Here is a 22,755-nt window from a genome sequence, read left to right as displayed (position 1 = left end):
ACTATATTTTAACATAAAATAGCAATTTATATATAAAATTAATCGTTTTATGTTGAGACAAATATAATATTTTTTATTTAAAAGACAAGGATTAATAATAAGTATTAATGATAATTAATAAGAACCTCATAATCAACATATATTTAGTGTAATAATTTAGAAAAAGTAAAATATTTCCTTTTTCAAGTCGATTAATTATAGAATTTAATCCCCAACTTATCGTTTACATCATGAAAACCTTTTACAATAATTATTTAATGTAAATATTCATTTAAAACTGTTGAAACAGGTATCTGTTAGGATAAACAAGCTTTTCGCTTTTACGATTTCCATTGACAATGATATGAACAATATTGATCTGGTCATCAAATAAATTATAGAGAAAACTTACGGCTGCTTCCACTTTTTTAGGAGAAGTAAGCGTCTCGGATTCTAAGAAAACATTAACAGATTCGCTGTCTTCTTCATAGCCGACATAATTTACTTTTAGGAATTTGTTGTCAGATTTTAACCTAAAATATTCAGCACTGTAATTTTTTAAAGCTTCATTAAGTTGAGCTTTGTATTTTTCATCATTAAAATGAAGAGGTTTTCCATATTTTTTAGATAAACCATTTTCCAGATCATCAAGAAAAAAACGTCCTGTGATTTCAAAGGTTTTCGATTTTGAGTTGTAATTAATTTCTACAGAACCTACATGATAAGGATGAAATTCTTCCTTAGTCTTCAAATCATGGGATTTAACGGAAAACAACAGAGAGAGTGCTACAAACAAAAAATTAAGCTTCAAAAACATTGATATGAAATTATTTAAACAAATATAAAAAAAAGTGACAGTTATTAGCTGTCACTCTTTAATTGTAAAAATTATTGTGAGATTATTCTTTGATAATCTTTTTCACTACTTTAGAATTGTTGTCTAACGTAATTGTGAATACGTATGTTCCGCTTACAAGATCAGAAACATTAATTTTATTTGATGTAGAACTAATATCTACGTTTCTCACAAGCTTACCTGAAGCATCGTGTATTGTTACCCCAGCTTTAGAAGCTTTACCTAAAGTTACATTCACAAAGTTCTTCGCAGGATTAGGATATACGTTGATCTCAGCGTTGTCTTTGATATCATTCACTCCTAAAGTAACAGAGTTTGTTTTTACAAAATAACCTCCAAATCCTGTTGTTTGGAAGCTTACTTCCCAATATTGATAGGTTTCATTCCAAACGATATCAGCAACATTTACAGCAACCGGAGTTGCAGCACTTCCGAAAGAAGCGATTGTTCCTGTATTACTTGCACTTGTTCCTGTATATTTTTCAACAATAAGATTAGCTTTGTTGGCATTATCTGTGCTTGAAGTTGGCAATTTAACCGCATTTGTAAGGTTATAAGCATCAAATTCAGCCTGCTTGAAGTATAATGTCACTTTTCCTGTTGCCGTTGTTGCATTAGCTGCAGGATTCATTTCAAATCTTCTTGAAACATAGTTTGGCTGAGCGTTATCAACCCAAACTTTAGAAGTAACATTTCCTGTTACGGTGCTTGCCGTCTCTTTTTCTACTCTTGAAATTAACTGACAGTTATTCACGAAATAATTGTATCCTGTGGCAACCGGAGCCAGTTTTGTTTGATTTGCCGTTGCTAAAACTTTAACCTCAGCTACATTTTCATAAACTGTTGCTCTCATTTTAAGATCGAATGTTCTTGCCGTCCAGGTTGTTCCGTCTGTAGATGTTTTTGATCTGTTATTTACTACAACAGATTCGTTTTTCATGGAAATTCTTCCACTCAATCCATTAATAACGATATAGAAATCTTTGCCTGTAACGGTTTGAATATTTAAATCTGATAAATTAACATAGTTCCAAGTAAATCTCTGAATATCATTTACCCAAGAAGAAACTGTTTTAGTTGCAATAATATCGCCCGGATTTCCGTTGGCATCTACTTTTCTTACCTGAATATCAACCGCCATATCAGCAGGAATTGCAGAAGTTCCGGTAAGGAATGAGAAACCTCCCAATTTACCCGTTAATGTTGGTGTATAACGAACAGCTAAAGCCGTGTTATCAAAAAAGTTATTGTTTTCAGCATTTGCTAAAATGTATGGTTCATCGTAAGTAACTATTTCAAAATTTGATTTTACACAGTTTAACTCATCTGTAACTGCTTTATAAATATCAAGTTTCCCAAAACCCCATCTTGGATTTGGTACAGTACCCGTTGCACCGTCTTGTCTTGCATTAAGAGTCAATCTGCTTTTTACTGCAGCTGCCGTTAAAGTAGGATTTGCCTGAAGCAACAAAGCTACCGCTCCTGCAACTCCCGGTGAAGACATACTCGTTCCCTGGTTTTTTACGTAATAGGTAGTCCCATTAATAATATCTGTTGCTGCCGGTGCAGAATTACTAGATCTTGCAGAGATCACATGTTGTCCTGAACCTGTTATTTCCGGTTTTTGGAAACCGTCAACTCTAGGCCCTTCTGAACTAAATGCAGAAATAGACTCCTGTGGAGTAAGAACATAATAACCTCCAGCCGCAGTATACCAACTCGCTCTTCCCATATAAGATGCTACTGTAATTGCGCTTGATGCATTTCCTGGTGAACCAACAATATATTCATTATTCCCATCTGTCAATGTAGTTGCTACACCTTGGCTATACAACCAGCCATGTGTTGTTATCTGCTGAGTTCCGTTATTTGTGATTTCTAAAGTATAAGTACCCTGAGCATTTGTAGTTCCACTTGGTCTGCTGACAATTAACTGTACGTATCTTTTGTTATTATCCGTACTCCAATAATTATACATTGTAGCCGTTAATCCACCTCCTAAAATATTAAAAGTGTTTGTTGTCGTAATATTAGAAGTATACTGCTGGCCATCCGGTGCTGTAAGCTTTGCTGTAACCGGAGAATCATCATTTGCATACATCAAAAATGAAAATATAGAGGCTGCAGAAGTATTACTTGCTACTGTAAAAGTATAGTTTTGAGTTGCATTCGGTGCAATATTAACGGTTTTATGGATATTTCCACCGTAATCATTACCTGCGGAGATCACCACTACTCTACCCGGGCCTGAAGCTGTAAAAGCATTCACTGCAACTTCGTGGCTTCCAGTACCGTCATGAGCAGAACCTTGCCCTCCGATACTCATATTCACAACAATAGGCTTGTTTAAAGCTGTTGCTACGTTTTTAAAATAAGTTAATGCATTAATAGTATTCGTCGTTGGAAAAGATCCATTACCACCTTTTACAAAAACGATATCTGCTCCTGGAGCAAAACCTTTATGTCTTTTATCTGCAAAACCAGATCCGTTTCCGGCAGCTGTTCCGGCAACGTGAGATCCGTGACCGTTGGTATCATTTTCACGGACAAAATTGGTTGGTGAGCCATCTAATTCATCTTCAATCTGAGCTCTTGTATATTCTACCCCTGTAGAAAAACCGGCAGGCGAAGTTTCTGATCCCTGAGGTGTTAAGGTTTGATCCCAAATTGAATAAATTCTACTTTTCGTCTGATCTGTAGCTCCCCTGAAATCAGGATGTTTCCAATCGATACCCGTGTCATACACTCCAACTAAAACTCCTGTTCCAACATATGAAGTATTATTAAAAGCTCCATCCTGCAAAAGACTTGCTCCGGACTGTGCTCTGCTTACATCATTATGAAGAATATCAAAAGTCGGAGCCATCACAGACGTCACGTACGGAAGTTGAGTCAATTTTTCAATATCCTCTATTCCTACCAGTGCGGTCACGAAATTAGGAAGTTCACTTTGAACTAAAATTCCATCAGCTTTTAATTTTTCAGGTGTTTTAGTATAAATAATACAAGAATACATGGTTTGTGCTCCTTTCGAAGTTACAACCAAGTGTTTGTCAAGCTGCATTTCAGGACGGTCGAAATCTTTAATTTCAATTCCTTTTGATACTTTATCTTTGTTTTTCAACAAAATTTCAAATCGAGAGTCTAATTTTTGAACCTGCCCAAACATTCCGTAAGAAGAAAGACCAAGAAAAACAGCAGCTACATTTCTTAAAGTATTCTTTCCTGTAAAGGGAATATGTACTTTTGTAAATAATAGTTTTAAATCCATGTTGCGTAATTTTTTATCATTACAATTATACAATTTTTATTTATTTTATAGCTAATTAACAGTAATTATTAAAACTAAAACACCTTAAATACCAAATAATTATTTAATTTATTCAATTTATGCAGGACTTTATCTTTTATTTAAAATTAGGCTGGGAACACATTATTTCTCTGGATGCTCTCGACCATCAGCTTTTCGTTTTAGCCTTAATAGCAATGTATTCTTATACTGATTGGAAGAAAATTCTGATTTTGGTAACAGCATTTACCATCGGGCATTCTATAACTTTAGCTTTAAGTATTTTAGATATTGTGAGAGTTTCTTCAAAATGGGTAGAATTTTTGATTCCCGTAACAATTGTTCTTACTTCATTAGGCAATATTTTAATGAAAAATAAAAAGAATGGCTTAATGAAGATGAATTATTATTTAGCTTTAATTTTCGGTTTAATCCACGGAATGGGCTTTGCGAATACAGCAAGAGTAATGATTGCAAAAAGTCAAAGTATTTTCTTTCCGCTTTTAGGTTTTAATATCGGTTTGGAATTAGGACAGATCGTGATTGTTTTTGCTATCTTAATTATATTATTTATTTCACTTAAAATATTCAAAATCAATAAAAAAGATTGGGTATTATTTGTTTCATCCGGAGTATTTGCGCTCTCCTTAAAAATGGCTTTAGAAAGAATTCCTTTTTAAGCCTGAAACATTTTCAAGTTTTCAACTACTTATTATTATATTTGATAATTCTTAAACAAATTCGGTCATGAAACTAAAAGTAACGCTACTTTCTGTATTCACATATGTAGGTTTAACTGCACAAAATATTCAAAATAATCCGGGAAGCAATCACGGAAACAGGTTTGAGCAATTAGGAACAATTCTTCCAACTCCTAATATCTACAGAACAGCTTCCGGAGCTCCGGGGCACGGATATTGGCAAAACAGAGCCGATTACAACATCACAGCATATCTTGATGAAGATAAAAGGAATTTAAAAGGTTCCGAAACCATCACTTATTACAATAATTCTCCCGACGATCTGGATTACATTTGGCTACAACTAGATGAAAATCAGCAGTCAACTGTGAAAAAAGCAGATTTTCAGTTTTCTTCTACTCTACCGCAATCAACCAATGATCAGCAGTTAAAAGTTTCTGAACTTCCTGTAAAAGATAACGGATACGGAGTAAACCTTGAAAAAGTGACCGATGCATCAGGAAATCCTTTAAAATATACGGTAAATCAAACCATGATGCGTATTGATTTACCTAAAACATTAAAAAAAGGAGAACAGCTTATTTTTAAAGTAGACTGGAATTACAATATTCCCAATCGTATAAAAATGGGCGGTCGTGGCGGTTATGAAAACTTTGCAGAAGATGGAAATGATCTTTACACGATGACTCAATGGTATCCGAGAATGTGTGTTTACAGTGATTTTCACGGTTGGCAAAACCACCAATTCACGGGAAGAGGTGAATTTGCTTTAGTTTTCGGAAATTTTAAAGTTTCAATGAACGTTCCTGCAGATCATATTGTAGGTGGAACCGGAGAATGTAAAAACTACGATCAGGTTTTAACATCAGATCAATTAGGGAGATATAGAAAAGCAGAAAGTGCAAGTGAGCCAATAGAAATTGTTACGTTGGATGAAGCTAAAAAAGCAGAGAAAAATCATTCAAAACAAAGAAAAACATGGAATTTTGAAGCAAGCGATGTAAGAGATTTCGCTTGGACTACCTCAAGAAAATTCGTTTGGGATGGAATGCGTGTAACAATTCCTGAAAACAATAATAAAGTAATGGCGATGAGTTTCTATCCAAAAGAAGCTTATGCTTTGTACAGAAAATATTCAACGAAAGCGGTTGCACATACCATCAAAACCTATTCAGAATTTACAATTCCTTACCCGTACCCTGTTGCACAATCTGTGGAAGCAGCAAACGGAATGGAATATCCAATGATCTGCTTCAACTTCGGAAGAACAGAAAAAGACGGAACCTATTCTGAAGGTACAAAAAATGGAATGATCGGAGTAGTAATTCACGAAGTTGGACATAACTTCTTTCCAATGATCATTAATTCAGACGAAAGACAATGGAGCTGGATGGACGAAGGTTTAAATACTTTTACTGAATATCTTACGGAAGAAAAATGGGATAATAAATTCCCCTCAAAACGTGGTCCGGCTTGGACAATTGTTGATTATATGAAACTTCCGAAAGATCAATTGGAACCTATTATGAGTAATTCTGAAAATATTATTCAGTTTGGCCCGAACGCCTATTCAAAACCCGCAACCGGATTGAATATTCTTCGTGAAACCATTATGGGAAGAGAACTTTTCGACAAAGCTTATAAAACGTATGCTAAAAGATGGGCTTTCAAACATCCTGAGCCTGCAGATTTTTTCAGAACAATGGAAGATGCAAGCGGTGAAGACCTAGATTGGTTCTGGAGAGGCTGGTTTTACGGAACAGATCCTGTAGACATCGCTATTGATAAAGTGACCATTGCAACTCCAGATTTAGATGCAATGCCAATGGCAAAAGAAGAAACTTATACGGTTGACAAACCTTTACAAAACGAGTTTCAGGATATTTCAAAAATCAGAAACAAAGACGATAAAAACATCACTTTTGATGTAGAAAAAGATAAAAGCCTTCAGGATTTCTATTACCGTTATGACAGAGGTCAGGAAAAAGTAGATAACAGCAAAACGTATACTTTAAAGAAAGATGAAAATGCAGCTTTAGATTCTAAAGACAAGGATAAATTTAAAAATATCACAGCCTATCAAATCGATTTCGTCAACAAAGGCGGATTGGTAATGCCTGTTATTCTTGAATTTACGTTTGAAGACGGTACAAAATTGTACGACAAATCTTCAGCTCAGATTTGGAGACAGAATGAAAAGAAAGTTTCAAAGACATTCTATTTTGATAAAAAATTAAAATCAATTCAACTTGATCCGATGAGAGAAACGGCGGATATTGATACTTCAAATAATTTATGGAGCAATGACGGAAGTTCTGCAACAAACTCAAAATTCCAATTATTTAAACAAAAACAAGACGGCCCGGTAAGAGGAGGCTCAAACGGAAAGGTAAATCCGATGCAGGCCGCCGGAAAGAAAAGCTAACAATAATTTTCAAAAAGTATTCAGACTCTGGATACTTTTTTTTCTGCCAAAATTTCACATCGCGGAATAAAAGTCTGCCAAAAATTTCGTTTCAGATGCTTGGCACGTATTTAGAGAATTACAATACAGAAATAATTAAAAATTAAATATATTATGTCAGTAAACTTTAAACCATTAGCAGACAGAGTTTTGATCGAGCCGATCGCTGCAGAAACTAAAACAGCTTCAGGTATTATTATTCCAGACACAGCAAAAGAAAAACCACAAGAAGGTACAGTAGTAGCAGTAGGTCCAGGGAAAAAAGATGAGCCTACAACTGTTCAAGTAGGTGACAAAGTTCTTTATGGAAAATATTCAGGTTCTGAATTAAAATTAGACGGAAAAGATTACTTAATTGTAAAAGAAGGAGATTTATTGGGAGTAATTGGATAGAAGAATCAAATATGGAAATACCTATTTATGACAATAATGATTTAGCGTATGAGGCTAGAGAAGGAATTAATGATTTGTCAGACTTCCATCATTTTATCAATGAAGTTATCAGATTAGATTTAACTACAAATGATATAGAGCTAATTATTTGTAAAAGAGTTAGTGAATCTGGCACAAAACCTCGCTCAGACAAAGAATTATATCATATTAAAAATGTTTTAGATAGATACACTAAAGAATGTTCAATCTGTCAAAGCAAAATTCCTCTTTGCGAAGTACTATACTTAGATGGAACATTATGTAGTTATCACCAACACCAGGAAGAGAAAGAGAAAGATAAAGAAGATTAATCAAATATTTTCAGGCTTAAAAGCCTTTACCAAAATAAAAATTTAACCGCTTTAGGAAAAGCTTATTGCTTAAAGCCTAAAGCCAAAAGCTAAACAACATGGCAAAAGAAATAAAATTCGATATTGAATCAAGAGACGCTTTAAAAAGAGGGGTTGATGCATTGGCTAATGCAGTAAAAGTAACGTTAGGACCAAAAGGAAGAAACGTTGTTATTGAGAAATCTTTCGGTGCACCTCACGTAACTAAAGACGGTGTGTCTGTTGCAAAAGAGATCGAACTTGAAGACAGAGTAGAAAATATGGGAGCGCAAATGGTAAAAGAAGTTGCTTCCAAAACTAATGATATCGCAGGAGATGGTACTACTACCGCTACTGTTTTGGCTCAGGCTATCGTAAGAGAAGGTCTTAAGAATGTAGCTGCTGGTGCAAACCCAATGGACTTAAAAAGAGGAATCGACAAAGCAGTAACTGCTGTTGTTGCTAACCTTAAAGAACAGTCTAAGCAAGTTGGTGATTCTACAGAAATGGTGAAGCAAGTAGCTTCTGTTTCTGCTAACAATGACGAAACAATCGGATCTTTGATCGCTGAAGCTTTCGGAAAAGTTGGTAAAGAAGGAGTTATCACTGTAGAAGAAGCTAAAGGTATCGATACAACAGTAGACGTTGTAGAAGGTATGCAGTTTGACAGAGGTTACCAGTCGCCATATTTCGTGACTAATCCTGAAAAAATGTTAGTTGAACTTGAAAATCCATATATTCTTTTAGTTGAGAAAAAAATCTCTTCAATGAAAGAATTACTTCCAGTTCTTGAACCAATCGCACAAAGCGGAAAATCTCTATTAATTATTTCTGAAGAAGTTGAAGGTGAAGCTTTGGCTACTTTAGTAGTAAACAAATTAAGAGGTTCTCTTAAAATTGCTGCTGTAAAGGCTCCAGGATTCGGAGACAGAAGAAAGGCAATGTTGGAAGATATCGCTATCTTAACTGGTGGACAGGTTATTTCTGAAGAGCAAGGTTTCACAATGGAAAACGTATCTCTAGATATGTTGGGAACTGCTGAGAAAGTATCTATCGATAAAGACAATACAACGGTTGTAAACGGTGGTGGTGATGAAAGCAAGATCAAAGGTAGAGTAAGCCAGATCAAAGCTCAAATGGAAACTACTACTTCTGACTACGACAGAGAAAAACTACAGGAGAGATTGGCTAAATTAGCTGGTGGTGTTGCCGTACTTTACGTAGGTGCAGCTTCTGAAGTTGAAATGAAAGAGAAAAAAGACAGAGTTGACGATGCATTAAACGCTACGAGAGCAGCTGTTGAAGAAGGTATCGTCGCAGGTGGTGGTGTTGCTTTTGTAAGAGCAATCTCTGCTTTAGCTGATCTTACAGGAATCAATTCTGATGAAACTACAGGTATCAAAATCGTAAAAAGAGCAATCGAAGAGCCATTAAGACAAATCGTTGCTAACGCAGGAGGTGAAGGTTCTGTAATCGTAGCTAAAGTTGCTGAAGGCAGCGGAGACTTCGGATACAATGCTAAAACTGACGAGTATGTAAACATGCTTGAAGCAGGTATCATCGACCCAACTAAAGTAACAAGAGTTGCCCTTGAAAATGCAGCTTCTGTTGCAGGAATGTTGTTAACGACTGAATGTGTAATCACTGAAGTTAAGAGTGCTGAACCTGCTATGCCAATGGGAGGTGGAATGCCGGGAATGATGTAACAGCGTGTCGCTGAGACAATTTAATATATTAACCGTTCTATTATTATTTTATAGAGCGGTTTTTCTTTTCAGAAAGAACTCAAAATACGGTTTTCCGTAGAGAACTATGATTACAATATTTTAAATTTAACAAAAAATTAGTTTTAAAAATAAAAAATATAAATTATGAAAATAATTGTCCTTGAAGGTCTTCCTGACAGAGGAAAAACGACAACCATTGGCTTGTTATATCGAATGCTAATAAATAGTGGAGGTATATCAACAAATAAGCAGCCTCTTGGAGGGGATCCCAATGATTTTTCAGATATTGTGATAAACTATAAAAATTTAAAAATTGCGATTTTCACTATGGGAGATAACTCAAATGCGATTTCTCAAGCAATTTTACAGTATGACAATTTAAGTTGTGATTTTTTTATTTGTTCTCTTAGTACGGGAACAGCAAAAGTCAGAGCTAACAATAGAATAAATCAATATCGAAATAATAGAATTCCAAAAACAGTTTCATCTGCTAATATAACAGAAAGTCAAGCAAATAACAATGATGCAAATCAACTATTTTTATTGATCTAAATAATATTACTATCCCATACCCATAAGAATCTGTTTATACAAGCTATAGTAAAAATTGTCCAAAAAAGATGTCGCAGATTCATCACTAATAAATACAACTTAGTTAAAATGGATAAAAGTGAATATATAAACGAGTTAAGAATTACAATATTAGAAAATAGCCTTCTTCATGAATTTCTAATAACTAAATCATTAGCAGATATTTTGGAAATTGATTTTCAAGATTCATATACTTTAGGTGATAAATCAAGTTCTCTAAGCTTGGCATCGAAAATCCACTTATTAATTGATTTAAAAAAATTATCTAAAGAATTTAAAACTAAATTATTTTATTATCTAGAAATAAGAAATCAATTTTTACATAATTGGAATACAAAAACATTTGTTGATTGTTTTAATAGGTTAGATAGTACAAAAAAAGCTCTTTTAAAATTATATAAACCAGAAACAAATGATTCAGAAGAAGAAGAACAACTAGCATTTTGCTACAATAAATTATCGAAAGACATTGTAGATATTTTTGTTAATCATTTGACTAACAATGTAATAAATACTAAATTAGATAAAGAGATAACAATAAGAGAAAGAGCAAAATACCAAGAACTAAGTGATAAACAATCAAACTTTTTTCTAGAATTCCTTGAATCAGATCATTTAAAGAAATATGATATTACTGAAAGTGACAAAACGAAAATGATTATGGAAATGGTAAATAAACTAATGTTTTAAGTAGTCCCTCCCCGATGTCGCGGATTTGCAATCCGTGACTTTCAACGCTATCAATAAAAAAACGTTTTTCAGCTGCTCAAAGTCAGGAGACTTTGAGCAATAAGCAAGACAAAAAACCGCTTCCAAAAAGCGGTTTTCATTTTTAAATAATTACAGCAAGAAAAAAAAGTATCAGGCACTCGTGTCAAAATTTCAAAGAAAACCCGATGTCGCAGATTTCCAATCCGCCACTTTTCCCTATATTTAAAACATATTTTTCTACACAGAAAATCAATTAAACCAAACCTCACCACCATTGAAAACAAAATTATTACTCCTTTCGCTTTTCGGTTTATGTTTAGCTAGTGCACAAACCTTAAATTTTAAACATCTTGCGGATATGTCGATGGGCAGAGGAGCTATAAGCAGTGTCATTATAGATGACAATATCTATGTGAGCAACGGTTATAAAGATACGGATGGTTATGCAAATTTTATTGAGAAATACAACATTAAAGATAACCGTTGGAGTATTATCAACTCTAGTCTGGTTCCTAAAAGATTTGCCAATTCGGAGACTTACGGTAATAAAATTTATATTTTTAACGGGTGGGGAAACAGCCATCTTGAAATTATAGACCTTGAAACTCATAAAAAAACGAAGGGAGCTGTTAATCGTGCCTATACAGGAAATGCCGGTTCTGCCATTCATAACGGAAAAATATATACGTTCGGAGGCAGTGGGCTAAACAATGCCGCCACCACAGTATTTTCAGATAGATTCCAATATTACGATATTGCTTCAGACACATGGCATACTTTACCCAACATGCCGATAGCCAGAGAAGCAAGAGGCAAAATTGTGAATGATAAACTTTATGTTATTGGTGGTTTTAACGGTACATCATCGCGCCTGGTCAACGTGTTTGATCTCAATAAAAATGAGTGGATTGAGCAATATACGATGCCTGCTGCGATATCAGGTCATTCATTAGCAGTATCCGGTAATAAGATTTTTATTGCAGGCGGTTATAATAATCAAACTTTTTTAGCCTATTTTGATACAGAAACCAATAAATTGCATCAGTTATCATCCAACATGATCCCACGAAGACATGCTGCCGCGGAAGTTTATAACAACAAATTATACATCATTGGTGGAAGTACAACGTCTTCAACCAAATCAGCTATTAAAAACATCCAAGTTGCGGATATTAGTGAAGGAGCACTTTCCGCTCGTGACCAATCAAATTAAAATATATATTCATCAAAAACTTTTCATTAATTTTTTAACACCACGTTGGCGCAAGCGTCCCGCTTGTGCTTACTAAGATTAATTTACAATATAAAAACTATCTCTTTTTTAAAGGATGGTTTCTTTGTAGAAAGATAATTTACATTTAAAATTCAGCAAAAACCTCCTCAAAACTTTTTCCCTATATTTGCTCCTCAATTTTCCATTGAAGTAAAATCCTCAAAAGAAAATAAACCAAAAACTAATAATCTTAAAACCAGTGAAAACCAAATTTTTACTTATTCCTTTATTTGCTTCATTTTTAGCAAATGCACAAACCTTAAATTTTCAAAATCTTGCAGATATGTCCACCGGAAGAGGCGCAATCACAAGTGTAATTGTAAATGATAATATTTATGTGAGCAACGGTTACACAGCAAACGGAGATTCCGGTTACATTGAAAAATACAGCATTACCAATAACACTTGGAGTGTTCTCGATATGGCTCTAACTCCTAAAAGATTTGCCAGTTCAGAAACATACAATAATAAAATTTATGTTTTTAACGGTTGGGGAAATAGCAATATGGAAATCGTAGACCTTGCGACAAGCACGGTAACCAACGGAGCAACCAACCCTTTTTATACCGGAAATCTAGGTTCTGCAATTCACAATGGAAAAATATATACATTTGGCGGCAGCATATTAAATGGGACTTCTCCTTACTCTAATAAATTTCAGTATTACGATATCGCTTCCAACACCTGGAATTCATTACCCGATATGCCGACAGCCAAAGAAACGAAAGGTAAAATCGTGAATAATAAATTGTATGTAATCGGCGGTTTCAATGGAACAAACTCCAATCTGATCGATGTTTATGACCTTAATTCCAATGCCTGGACGAATCAATATACAATGCCTGTCGGAGTTTCCGGACATTCGGTGGCTGTATCAAATAATAAGATTTTTATTGTTGGTGATTATGATAATCAAACTTATCTGGCTTATTTTGATACGATAACCAATCAACTGCATCAGTTATCATCCAATATGATCGCCCGAAGACATTCCGCAGCAGAAGTGTATAACAACAAGTTGTACATTATGGGAGGTAATACAACAGCTGTAATAGGTTCATCAATTAAAAGCGCTCAAGTTGCGGATATCAGTGAAAATATACTTGCTGTAAATGAAAAAAATGTATTTAAAATACAGGCATATCCCAATCCATTCAGAGATCATTTTGTTATCAAGAATAAAAATGACAACCAATTTGAGTATATTATTTTCTCAATGGATGGAAAGCAAATTTCTAAAGGTTCAGCCAATTTCAATCAAAATATAGATTTATCATCTTTAGAAAAAGGAGTTTATGTTTTTAGTTTTAAAAATGAGAAAGGACTTTTGGAACAGATTAAAATTGTGAAGCAATAGTTGCAAGTATGAATTTGAATGCTCAGAAAAAAAGCGCCTGCCCGCCCAGCAAATTCTCCCGACTTGCGACATCAAAAAAATAATTTCATAAGCCCAAATTGAAATTTAATATCCAAACCGTTCCAATTTCCCGAACGGTTTTCTTTATTTTTACACCTCAAAAGAAAATAAAACATGAAGAAAATAGAAACAAAGATCGACGAAGCATTTAAAAACACCTTTCTATTTCCTAGAGAAAAAGTAGTCACAGATTTCTTGGTTGATGTTTTAAATTCAAAATATAAATTTAGAGAAGACAATCAAAAAATTGAAGTGATCAGCTTATATTATTATGCTTCAAGTCCTTTAAGCTTTTTGTTTGCTTTACCGAATTACGAATATTATTCTCCGGATAAAACGATTCAGATCGCAGAACTGCATTTGAAAGAGCATTCATTTGAAGATTATTCTTATATCGATGTTCAGGAATTATGCAAAAAAGTTTTGAATGAAAATAGTATCGATTATTCCGCCTATCTCGATGAAGATAATCAATTGGATTACGCTAATTATTGGGAGAATCAGTTCGGTTTGGAAAGTGATTTCTTAATGAACTGCTGGAGAAATGCAAAAGAAAAAACACAGTCGAAAATGATCGGATTTTTGGAATCTTCCGACGCTGGAGGCGGATTGTTTGATCTGGATAATGGCTACAACGTTCCTTTTGATGTTGACGTTGATGAATATCTGCAATCTCAAGGTTTCACTATTAAAAAATAAATTTAAAAATGAGCACAACTTCCCCAACCTACTACCACGGCACAAAAGCAAATTTAGAAATTGGCGACCTCATCGAAGTCGGCTTCACTTCAAACTACGGAACGCAGAGAAAAGCAAAATACATCTATCTTTCCGCAACGTTGGAAGCGGCAACTTGGGGTGCAGAATTGGCTTTTGGAGACGGAAAAGAAAGAATCTACATCGTAGAACCAACCGGTTCTATTGAAGACGATCCTAATCTGACAGACAAAAAATTTCCGGGAAATCATACAAAATCTTACCGTTCTCAGCATCCTTTCAAAGTGATTGGAGAAGTTGAAAAATGGCAAGGACATTCGCCAGAGCAACTCAAAACAATGAAAAACCATCTTCAAAAATTAAAAGATCAAGGAATTGAAGCAATTGAAGATTAATTAAACCTAAAATCACATTAAAAACAATATTAATTTGAAAGTCCCGACATTACAAATAGATCAACTCAGTACAGAAAGATTAATCCTCATTCCATTCACAATACAGATTTGTGAAAATTTGTTGAATAATGATTTCAGCGATTTATCAACTTTAGGCTTAAAAAAAGGGAAAAGCTGGCCTGATCATGATGTCTTGGAAACCTTACCTAAAATCATCAATAATCTATTGCCAATCGGATCTCCAACAGGATTTGAATCTTGGATGATCATTAAAAAAGATACCCTCGAAATAATTGGAGACGCAGGATTCAAAGGATTCAATATTAATCATCAAAACATCGACATCGGATACGGAATTATTAAAGAAGAAAGGAGAAAAGGTTATGCCGAGGAAGCTGTAACAGAGCTTATCAAATGGGCATTTTCAACAAAAATTGTAACAGAAATAACAGCAAGTTGTTTGTTGAATAATTTAAGTTCTATTAATTTATTACACAAACTCAATTTCACAGAAACAAGGCAAGATCACGAAATGATTTATTGGTCATTACAAAGGTCAATATGAAAAATTTGCAACTAAGCTATTTCACTCTTTTATTAACAGAACTCCACCATCATTTTAGAAAGTTTTAAGATATAATATTATTCAAATAATTTATACTTTTCGTAAGTTAGCCTTCCACTTTAAATCCATTATATGACAGATATTTTGAAGAATAAAGAAGAGCTTTCCAGAAAAGAAAAGAGTCAGGAAATTCTTAAAAAAGAAGGAATAAAAATTAATTTTAATCTCCCCTATATTGAATCGGAAGAAGAAACAACCTTTCGAACTTCTAAGGAGGTCGCCACAAGAGTTAGTATTCTTGCCATCACCAACTTAGTTGCGTTTGACAGTATAGATTCGGAAGAAGCCATCAGCTATCTTAAAGAGTGTAATCTTTGGGAATCCACAACATCTGATGAAAAAGATTTTTTACAAAATCCTACAGAAGATAAAAAATTTCAGGAAACATGGAAGTGTGAATGTATTTGGGTTTTGCTTTGGGCATTACAACTTGTGGACACACTACCTTTTCCAAATGAATTATGTGATTTAAATGATATTCCTCTTGAAAAATATCCAATCGGCGGGGAAAATGATCCTAATGATTTCATCAATTCCAACGATCAACTCCGTTCAAAAGCTGAAATTTTAGATGCTAATGATCTTTATTACAGATATCATTGGGCTTGTGTTGATGCCCGATTAAACAATCTCGAGATGACAACCGTAGATTCGGGAATTGTCTACGAAAGACATTATGCACTCAATTGGCTTATTAGTTATATGGGACAGGAATGGGATGATGTTTCTTGTGATACTTAATCTGTTTCAAAATATGACACAACAAGAAATTATTGAAAAATTCACAAGCCTTTCAGAAGGAAAACTCGTTGTCGAGGAATGGATAGGCTGGTTTACAGAGCATAAAGATAGTATCGAAAAAATATGCGGGAGAACGACTTTTCTTAAGGTAAAGCCTAAAGAAAGTTTCAGTGATATCCGAAATTTATACATCGGACAATTAGCAGCTTTTGATTGGTTAACATCAAAAGAAATAACTGTTACTTTATCCGACCTTTATAAAAAAGGATGGGAAAAAGAATTTGATGATTTCTGTAAAGCAGAAAAACAAAAAGAAAAACAGCTTCAAAAGGAAGTCGAAAATAAATTCGGATATCTAAAGAATATTTATCCAAAATTTTTCAGACAATTAACTAAATCTTACAGTAATTCCGATGTTATTGAAGCAGGCGAAAAACAGGAAGCTATTCAAAATACAGAAAAAGAACTTTCTATACAACTCCCCGAAGATCTGGTAACATGGTATCAAAATGTATCAACTTTACAACTTGAAGGGATAGATATCGATTTTAAAGAATTAACCATCGAAACGATTCAGAAAAAACAATATTTAACCTTAGGTGAATTTTGGTTGTATGGCGATGGAGATCAGTTGCTGTACAATTTAGAGAATCACAGCATTTATATTTTTGCCCACGAAAACCAACCTCCTAAAGCTATAAAAATTGCAAATTCATTCACTGATTTTATTGAGAAAAAAATGGTAACTTATTTAAAAGAATACGAATAACCATGGCCAAAGCAAACAAAACCAACGAAACCAACATCAACGTAGTAGATTTTATCAACTCATTTGTAGAAAAAGACGAAAAGAAAGCAGATAGCTTTAAGTTAATTGAGCTTATGAGTAAATGGTCAGGATTTGAGCCTAAAATGTGGGGGCCAACCATTATCGGATTTGGCAGTTATCATTATAAATACGCAAGTGGGCACGAAGGCGATATGCCACTCATAGGTTTTTCCCCTCGTAAAGCAGAATTCTCACTGTATGTTTATTCGCCGGCTGAAGAAAGTAAGCATTTATTAGATGATTTTGGAAAATTTAAAATGGGTAAAGCCTGCATTTATGTCAAAAAACTGTCTGACATCAATATTGATATGTTAGAAAAAATGTGCAAAGAAAGCATCGAATATTTAAATAAAAATCACGAATGCGCTTGTAGAGAAAAATAAGTTCAAACACCATTCACAATAAATTTATAAACTCTTCCCTATTCCAAAAAACTTCCCGAAATTTGTAATCTGTGCGTTAAATAAAAAATTAATGAATTAAAGAACAATTACAACAAACATACAGTAAAACTTAGTATAAGTTTTCTTCGGGGCAGGGTGCAATTCCCTACCGGCGGTTACAGTCCGCGACTCCTTTTTAACGAAAGGACTGATTTGGTGAAATTCCAAAACCGACAGTTACAGTCTGGATGGGAGAAGAAAATGGAGCAATCAGTGAGGCTATTTTATAGACTCATTGTGTTGTATTTCATTTCCATGTACCGAAGTGTATTTTAACTTAAAATTAAAATAACATGGAAAAATTATTAGAAAAATTCGGAGCAACTCCACAAGAACGTGTAAAAAATGCACTTCTAAAATTACAACAGGGAAAAGGCATCCTTTTAGTTGATGATGAAAATCGTGAAAACGAGGGTGACATCATCTTTCCCGCCTCCACCATTACAGAAAAAGACATGGCACTTCTGATCCGCGAATGTAGCGGAATTGTCTGTTTATGCATTTCTGAGGAGAAAAGTAAACATCTCAACCTCCGTCCGATGGTTGAAAGCAACAATTCAAAAAATCAAACCGCATTTACGATCTCCATTGAAGCCAAAGAAGGTGTAGAATCGGGAGTTTCGGCGAAAGATCGCGTAACAACGATAAGAACGGCCGTTGCAGAATATGCAGAAGCTGATCACATTGCAAGTCCGGGACACGTTTTTCCTTTAATTGCTAAAAAAGACGGTGTTTTCGAAAGACGCGGACACACAGAAGGAAGCGTAGATCTTGTAAAACTCGCCAATCTTGGTGATGATGCCGTACTTTGTGAACTCACCAACGAAGACGGAACAATGGCAAGGCTTCCAGAAATTGTAGACTTTGCCATAAGAAAAGACATGACCGTCGTAACCATCGAAGATATTTATATGTATCGAAAAATGATTATCAGTCAGAATTAAAAAATCGTATTTAACGCACAGAGATGGCCGTCCAGTTTTTATTGGACGGTTTTTATTTTTAAGACTCTCATTAAAAATCCGTTATGATTAAATAAAATACATTTTGAAACACAGTTTTTAATTATCTTTAAGGAAAAATTTAACTATGAGAAAATCTGTACTTTTTTTGCTGATGGCTTCAGGGCTTTACACAGCACAAACTACCATTACCAAAGCTTTTAACGATCCTTTAACTGGTGAATCTGTAAGTTATTTATCTGTAACCGGAACACCAAATAATTCTGCAACAGGAGTAAATACAACTTTTACTAATAGTCAACTTACGGCTGGCGTAGCATCTTCGACGGTTTATTCAACTCCTTCTGCTGGTGAAGTCACTACTTTTCCAGGTTCTACTTTGAAAATGGTAGGAAGCGGAACTACAGTTTACTACAAACAAACGGCTTCAAAACTTGAAATCACAGGATTAGTAACTACAGATGCTACTTTGAATCTAGGAACTAATAACGGGACATTTATTTCTTACCCTGCTGCATTTGGATATTCTGAAACAGATCAGGCACAGGGAACATTTACGTCGCCTTCTGCAAGTGGACTTTGCAAAGGAACAATTAATATTTCAGCTGACGGATCGGGAACATTGCTTTTGGGACCGGCTACATTTAATAATGTATTGAGAACCAAATCTGTTCAGACTTTCAATCTTCACTTACCGAATGATACATCGTTTATATTTCCGATAGGATCTATTACCAATACTTCTTATTCGTATTACGACAGCACTCACAAATTTCCTTTGTTAACGACAATTGAAACCATTGTTAATGTTCCTGTAGCTGGAATTAATAACCAAACATCAAACGCTGCTCAGGCTCTGAATTTACCAACATTATCAACAGGAGATTTCGTTGCTAAAAAAGAAAGTTTAAAAATTTATCCTAACCCGGCTCAAGATGCTATTGAATTAAAAGGAGCAGGAAATTTCTCAACAGCTAAAGTATACAGCTTAGATGGAAAATTAGTAAAAACAGCAGATCTTAAAGCTGGAAAAGTTCAGATTTCAGAATTACCGCCTGCTGCTTACTTCATTGAAGTTTCAGGAAAAGATTCTAAAGCTGAGACTGCGAAATTTATTAAGAAATAGAATTAACACTCAATAAAATAAAATCCGTTCATTCATCTTGATGAGCGGATTTTTTTTAATACATATTAAGGAAATATGTATATTAGAATATTAAAAAACTAATTAAAAAAACATGGGTGAACCAAAACTTGAGCCTCTATTTAATAAGGTAAAACAAAACTCTACACTAGAGAAATTTGAAAAAACATTAACAGAAGAATTAATTTTAGGCATTTGCTCTCCTATTGGCTCGCTAAAAGAAAAAGTTATTGAAAAACTAATTCAAAAAATTGAAACGGATTATTTATACGAGGTAAAAAAAATAAAGCTGAGTGATTTTATTGATGAATATAATTTTTCAGAAGAAGAAAAATCTGAACTCCCAGAAACGCCAAAAGGAAGTAAGGTTTTTATGCAATATTTTGAAAAAATAAATAAAGGAAATATTATTCGAAAATTTAATAGAAACGAAAGGCTAGCTGAATATGCTGTAAAAAAAATCCATGTTGACAGAGTAACTATAACTAAAGAACAAAAAAAACTTACTGAAAATCCAAAATCTACTGATTATGAATCAAGACGAATTTGCTATATTTTAGATTCAATTAAAACTAAAGAAGAGCTATTACTATTAAAAAAAATTTATTCAGATAATTTTTACTCAGTTAGTATATTTTCTCCTTTAGAAGATAGAAAGACAAATCTAAAAACGAAAAAATTTGAAAATCCTGAAATTGAAACCATAATAGAAATTGATGATAAACAAAAAGATAAATTTGGACAAAATGTAAGAGACGCTTTTGTTGAAGGTGATTTATTCATAAGAGTATCACGTGATAACGTGACTAATATTGAATCAAAAATCACTCGATTTTTACATTTAATCTTTGAAACATCAATTATAACTCCTACAATTGAAGAAATGGCCATGTATAATGCAAAAGCAGCTGCAGGAAATTCTGCCTGTTTGTCACGACAAGTAGGCGCTTCAATAATTGATAATAATAATACTGTCCTATCAATCGGATGGAATGATGTTCCTAAATTTGGAGGAAATCTATATACTTCTAATTCAGAAACTGATCATAGATGTTTTAATCATGAAATTTGTAGTAATGATTTCCAAAAAAACAATGTGGTAGAAAATATAGTAGATTCAATTCTTAAAGATAAGACATTTTCAATTTTAAAATCAATACCAGCCGTAGATGAGTTATTAAAAGAAAATATCAGAAACAATACTAAAGTTAAGGATCTAATTGAATTTTCAAGATCTGTGCATGCTGAAATGCATGCTATAATACAAGGGGCTCTAACAACTGGAGACAAGATTATTAATGGTAGATTATTCTGTACAACATATCCTTGTCACAATTGTGCCAGACACATTGTCGCAGCTGGAATCAAAGAAGTGTATTATATAGAACCATATGTAAAAAGTCTATGTTTAACATTACACTCAGATTCCATGACCGAAAGTGAAGATTCAAAAGATAAAGTTAAAATTTTAATTTTTGATGGTATTTCTCCTAAAAAATATTTATCTTTTTTCACTAATTTTGCCGAGAGAAAAAAAGATGGTAAACTATCTAAAAAAGATTTAAAAATAGCTAAACCTAAAACTAGTAAATCATTACAAGCATTATCGACATTAGAAGAACAAGCTGTAATAACATTGGAAGAATAGTTATGAAAAAAGAAAAGGAAATACATGAAAATATTTATATTCAGCTTGAACTGAATTTTAATTCTGTAGAAAAAACAATCACGACCTTAGATAAGGTTGATGATACAATTTCTTTTAAATATTCATCAATTTCTTTTTCTAAAATAATTAATCTTCATGAAAAAATCAAAGAAATAGAAAAATCAAAGGAAAGGGAAATTGTAAATTACATTTTATCACATTCTAAAAGATTTTAAATAAAATTTCTATATCGACTATATTTAAATAAAATATTTTTCTAATCCGTTCATTCATTTTGATGAGCGGATTTTTTTGTTTTAATTTATCATTGATGATTTTAGAATTATATTTAAAAAGAAAATACTCAAAAGGTAAATTTTACTTCCATAATCAACATTTGCTTGCTATTTTCAATCATAATTGAGAATTAAATTCACATTTTATTGATTTCCTGCCCGTTTTTTGCTTTCGTATCAATACCAATCACTTAATGTTTAATGAAAATTTAAAATCATGAAAAAATATTTTATTATAATTCTTCCCTTGTTGTTTTCAGAATTCAACGCACAGGAAACCAGTAGCGAACCTCTGGAGAAAATGAACATTATTAAAACCAATGTTACAGGATATGTATTCAGAAACATTAATTTGTCTTATGAAAGATCTATAAATCAATGGTTTTCAATGAATGTAAGCTTCGGAACGATGCCGGAAGGTAAAGTTCCTTTCATCAACTCATTCTTAAGCGACGAGGATGAAAAAAGATTTCAAAATCTTAAAATAAAAGCAACAAATTTCACGGTAGAACCTCGCTTTTATCTTGGAAAAGGCTACGGAAAGGGCTTTTACATCGCACCTTATTACAGATATTCAAAAGTAACTTCCAACACTTTCGATTTCTATTATGACTACAACGCAATCGATGGAAACACCTATCAAATTCCATTAAAAGGTACAGGAAGCGCTAACGGAAACAGTGGCGGGGTAATGGTCGGCGTTCAGTTTCTTTTAACCAGAAGTCAAAATCTCGTTCTTGATTTCTGGATCGCGGGCGGACATTACGGAAGCGGAAAAGGTGACTTTACGATGACAAGCGACTACGTTCTGACTCCCGAAATGCAGGCTCAATTAAAAAAAGAAATTGAAGATCTGGACATTCCTTTTGTAGATTACACCGTTGAAACCAATGAAAAAGGAGCCCGAATAAAAATCGACGGTCCGTGGGCAGGTTTCAGAAGCGGACTTTCTTTGGGATATAGATTTTAAATATTGGACTTGTTTAGATTTATATTTAACCACAAAAGAAACAAAAGCTTATATTAAACACTTTAGAGCACTTAAGTTTTAAAATTTTATTACTTTGAAAATACAAAAGTTCACATAAGATGAAAATCTTTGATTTTCAAAAGAACTTAAGTGTTCTTCTATGCAGAATTCTATTAACTTAAATAAACTTAAGTGTTAAAACCTTTGTGCCTAAAT

Annotated in this window: 22 protein-coding genes and 1 riboswitch; of the genes, 20 read left to right on the top strand and 2 right to left on the bottom strand. The window is 33.6% G+C overall.

What is annotated here, in order from left to right; all coding sequences use genetic code 11:
• Positions 1–271 precede the first annotated feature (271 nt).
• Both AC1Q7L_RS15445 and AC1Q7L_RS15440 read right to left on the bottom strand, forming a co-directional pair.
• Positions 272–730, bottom strand: a complete 459-nt coding sequence (locus AC1Q7L_RS15445; RefSeq protein ID WP_492306845.1) for a DUF6702 family protein — start codon at positions 728–730, stop codon at positions 272–274.
• A gap of 148 nt (positions 731–878) precedes the next feature.
• On the bottom strand, positions 879–4,106 hold the full coding sequence (locus AC1Q7L_RS15440; RefSeq protein WP_492306846.1) for a S8/S53 family peptidase: 3,228 nt from the start codon (positions 4,104–4,106) through the stop codon (positions 879–881).
• A 119-nt stretch (positions 4,107–4,225) separates the two neighbouring features.
• Between AC1Q7L_RS15440 and AC1Q7L_RS15435 the strand changes: the two genes are divergently transcribed.
• The 20 genes from AC1Q7L_RS15435 to AC1Q7L_RS15340 all read left to right on the top strand — a co-directional run bounded on the left by AC1Q7L_RS15435 (position 4,226) and on the right by AC1Q7L_RS15340 (position 22,539).
• Positions 4,226–4,804, top strand: a complete 579-nt coding sequence (locus AC1Q7L_RS15435; RefSeq protein ID WP_492306847.1) for a HupE/UreJ family protein — start codon at positions 4,226–4,228, stop codon at positions 4,802–4,804.
• A gap of 67 nt (positions 4,805–4,871) precedes the next feature.
• A complete protein-coding gene (locus AC1Q7L_RS15430; protein ID WP_492306848.1) occupies positions 4,872–7,250 on the top strand; it encodes a M1 family metallopeptidase in 2,379 nt (792 codons plus the stop codon).
• A 153-nt stretch (positions 7,251–7,403) separates the two neighbouring features.
• On the top strand, positions 7,404–7,682 hold the full coding sequence (locus tag AC1Q7L_RS15425) for a co-chaperone GroES (protein WP_066755045.1): 279 nt from the start codon (positions 7,404–7,406) through the stop codon (positions 7,680–7,682).
• A gap of 11 nt (positions 7,683–7,693) precedes the next feature.
• Entirely contained in the window at positions 7,694–8,032 is a 339-nt protein-coding gene (locus AC1Q7L_RS15420; protein ID WP_492306849.1) for a hypothetical protein, read from the top strand.
• Positions 8,033–8,130: 98 nt separating this feature from the next.
• On the top strand, positions 8,131–9,756 hold the full coding sequence (gene groL, locus AC1Q7L_RS15415) for a chaperonin GroEL (protein WP_072410754.1): 1,626 nt from the start codon (positions 8,131–8,133) through the stop codon (positions 9,754–9,756).
• A gap of 165 nt (positions 9,757–9,921) precedes the next feature.
• On the top strand, positions 9,922–10,329 hold the full coding sequence (locus AC1Q7L_RS15410) for a hypothetical protein (RefSeq protein ID WP_492306850.1): 408 nt from the start codon (positions 9,922–9,924) through the stop codon (positions 10,327–10,329).
• Positions 10,330–10,437: 108 nt separating this feature from the next.
• A complete protein-coding gene (locus tag AC1Q7L_RS15405; RefSeq protein WP_492306851.1) occupies positions 10,438–11,058 on the top strand; it encodes a hypothetical protein in 621 nt (206 codons plus the stop codon).
• A gap of 379 nt (positions 11,059–11,437) precedes the next feature.
• Positions 11,438–12,292 (top strand): Kelch repeat-containing protein, encoded by an 855-nt coding sequence (locus AC1Q7L_RS15400; protein ID WP_492306852.1) that lies wholly within the window; start codon positions 11,438–11,440, stop codon positions 12,290–12,292.
• 259 nt (positions 12,293–12,551) lie between these two features.
• Positions 12,552–13,709, top strand: coding sequence for a Kelch repeat-containing protein (locus AC1Q7L_RS15395; RefSeq protein WP_492306853.1), 1,158 nt, complete (start codon positions 12,552–12,554; stop codon positions 13,707–13,709).
• A gap of 174 nt (positions 13,710–13,883) precedes the next feature.
• On the top strand, positions 13,884–14,468 hold the full coding sequence (locus AC1Q7L_RS15390; protein WP_492306854.1) for a hypothetical protein: 585 nt from the start codon (positions 13,884–13,886) through the stop codon (positions 14,466–14,468).
• Positions 14,469–14,476: 8 nt separating this feature from the next.
• Positions 14,477–14,881: an NAD(+)--rifampin ADP-ribosyltransferase gene (gene arr, locus AC1Q7L_RS15385; protein WP_492306855.1), complete on the top strand. Its 405-nt coding sequence runs from the start codon at positions 14,477–14,479 to the stop codon at positions 14,879–14,881.
• Between the two features lie 34 nt (positions 14,882–14,915).
• Positions 14,916–15,446 carry a GNAT family N-acetyltransferase gene (locus AC1Q7L_RS15380; RefSeq protein WP_492306856.1) on the top strand — a complete coding sequence of 177 codons (531 nt, stop codon included), beginning with the start codon at positions 14,916–14,918 and terminating at the stop codon, positions 15,444–15,446.
• A gap of 132 nt (positions 15,447–15,578) precedes the next feature.
• Positions 15,579–16,247: a DUF4272 domain-containing protein gene (locus AC1Q7L_RS15375; RefSeq protein WP_492306857.1), complete on the top strand. Its 669-nt coding sequence runs from the start codon at positions 15,579–15,581 to the stop codon at positions 16,245–16,247.
• 13 nt (positions 16,248–16,260) lie between these two features.
• Positions 16,261–17,016, top strand: a complete 756-nt coding sequence (locus AC1Q7L_RS15370; RefSeq protein ID WP_492306858.1) for an SMI1/KNR4 family protein — start codon at positions 16,261–16,263, stop codon at positions 17,014–17,016.
• Positions 17,017–17,018: 2 nt separating this feature from the next.
• Positions 17,019–17,459 (top strand): DUF1801 domain-containing protein, encoded by a 441-nt coding sequence (locus tag AC1Q7L_RS15365; RefSeq protein WP_492306859.1) that lies wholly within the window; start codon positions 17,019–17,021, stop codon positions 17,457–17,459.
• A gap of 138 nt (positions 17,460–17,597) precedes the next feature.
• Positions 17,598–17,723: riboswitch (FMN riboswitch) on the top strand.
• 89 nt (positions 17,724–17,812) lie between these two features.
• Entirely contained in the window at positions 17,813–18,463 is a 651-nt protein-coding gene (gene ribB, locus AC1Q7L_RS15360; protein ID WP_492306860.1) for a 3,4-dihydroxy-2-butanone-4-phosphate synthase, read from the top strand.
• Between the two features lie 145 nt (positions 18,464–18,608).
• The gene (locus tag AC1Q7L_RS15355) at positions 18,609–19,607 is read left to right on the top strand and encodes a T9SS type A sorting domain-containing protein (protein ID WP_492306861.1); all 999 of its coding nucleotides are present in this window, start codon (positions 18,609–18,611) and stop codon (positions 19,605–19,607) included.
• Between the two features lie 112 nt (positions 19,608–19,719).
• Positions 19,720–21,273: an anti-phage dCTP deaminase gene (locus AC1Q7L_RS15350; RefSeq protein WP_492306862.1), complete on the top strand. Its 1,554-nt coding sequence runs from the start codon at positions 19,720–19,722 to the stop codon at positions 21,271–21,273.
• Positions 21,274–21,275: 2 nt separating this feature from the next.
• Positions 21,276–21,509 carry a hypothetical protein gene (locus AC1Q7L_RS15345; protein WP_492306863.1) on the top strand — a complete coding sequence of 78 codons (234 nt, stop codon included), beginning with the start codon at positions 21,276–21,278 and terminating at the stop codon, positions 21,507–21,509.
• A gap of 277 nt (positions 21,510–21,786) precedes the next feature.
• Positions 21,787–22,539: a DUF3575 domain-containing protein gene (locus AC1Q7L_RS15340; protein ID WP_492306864.1), complete on the top strand. Its 753-nt coding sequence runs from the start codon at positions 21,787–21,789 to the stop codon at positions 22,537–22,539.
• Positions 22,540–22,755: the final 216 nt, after the last annotated feature.

This window comes from Chryseobacterium sp. GW823-FHT05E08 (assembly GCF_058795655.1).
Note: the sequence above shows the minus strand (reverse complement) of the source record. Positions and strands in the feature narration are given on the sequence as shown.

Bases quoted from the DNA above. Each gene is read 5' to 3' on its own strand.
- AC1Q7L_RS15440 (WP_492306846.1), bottom strand. From the start codon at position 4,106: ATGGATTTAAAACTATTATTTACAAAAGTACATATTCCCTTTACAGGA.
- AC1Q7L_RS15435 (WP_492306847.1), top strand. From the start codon at position 4,226: ATGCAGGACTTTATCTTTTATTTAAAATTAGGCTGGGAACACATTATT.
- AC1Q7L_RS15430 (WP_492306848.1), top strand. From the start codon at position 4,872: ATGAAACTAAAAGTAACGCTACTTTCTGTATTCACATATGTAGGTTTA.
- AC1Q7L_RS15425 (WP_066755045.1), top strand. From the start codon at position 7,404: ATGTCAGTAAACTTTAAACCATTAGCAGACAGAGTTTTGATCGAGCCG.
- AC1Q7L_RS15420 (WP_492306849.1), top strand. From the start codon at position 7,694: ATGGAAATACCTATTTATGACAATAATGATTTAGCGTATGAGGCTAGA.
- groL (WP_072410754.1), top strand. From the start codon at position 8,131: ATGGCAAAAGAAATAAAATTCGATATTGAATCAAGAGACGCTTTAAAA.
- AC1Q7L_RS15410 (WP_492306850.1), top strand. From the start codon at position 9,922: ATGAAAATAATTGTCCTTGAAGGTCTTCCTGACAGAGGAAAAACGACA.
- AC1Q7L_RS15405 (WP_492306851.1), top strand. From the start codon at position 10,438: ATGGATAAAAGTGAATATATAAACGAGTTAAGAATTACAATATTAGAA.
- AC1Q7L_RS15400 (WP_492306852.1), top strand. From the start codon at position 11,438: ATGTCGATGGGCAGAGGAGCTATAAGCAGTGTCATTATAGATGACAAT.
- AC1Q7L_RS15390 (WP_492306854.1), top strand. From the start codon at position 13,884: ATGAAGAAAATAGAAACAAAGATCGACGAAGCATTTAAAAACACCTTT.
- arr (WP_492306855.1), top strand. From the start codon at position 14,477: ATGAGCACAACTTCCCCAACCTACTACCACGGCACAAAAGCAAATTTA.
- AC1Q7L_RS15375 (WP_492306857.1), top strand. From the start codon at position 15,579: ATGACAGATATTTTGAAGAATAAAGAAGAGCTTTCCAGAAAAGAAAAG.
- AC1Q7L_RS15370 (WP_492306858.1), top strand. From the start codon at position 16,261: ATGACACAACAAGAAATTATTGAAAAATTCACAAGCCTTTCAGAAGGA.
- AC1Q7L_RS15365 (WP_492306859.1), top strand. From the start codon at position 17,019: ATGGCCAAAGCAAACAAAACCAACGAAACCAACATCAACGTAGTAGAT.
- ribB (WP_492306860.1), top strand. From the start codon at position 17,813: ATGGAAAAATTATTAGAAAAATTCGGAGCAACTCCACAAGAACGTGTA.
- AC1Q7L_RS15355 (WP_492306861.1), top strand. From the start codon at position 18,609: ATGAGAAAATCTGTACTTTTTTTGCTGATGGCTTCAGGGCTTTACACA.
- AC1Q7L_RS15350 (WP_492306862.1), top strand. From the start codon at position 19,720: ATGGGTGAACCAAAACTTGAGCCTCTATTTAATAAGGTAAAACAAAAC.
- AC1Q7L_RS15345 (WP_492306863.1), top strand. From the start codon at position 21,276: ATGAAAAAAGAAAAGGAAATACATGAAAATATTTATATTCAGCTTGAA.
- AC1Q7L_RS15340 (WP_492306864.1), top strand. From the start codon at position 21,787: ATGAAAAAATATTTTATTATAATTCTTCCCTTGTTGTTTTCAGAATTC.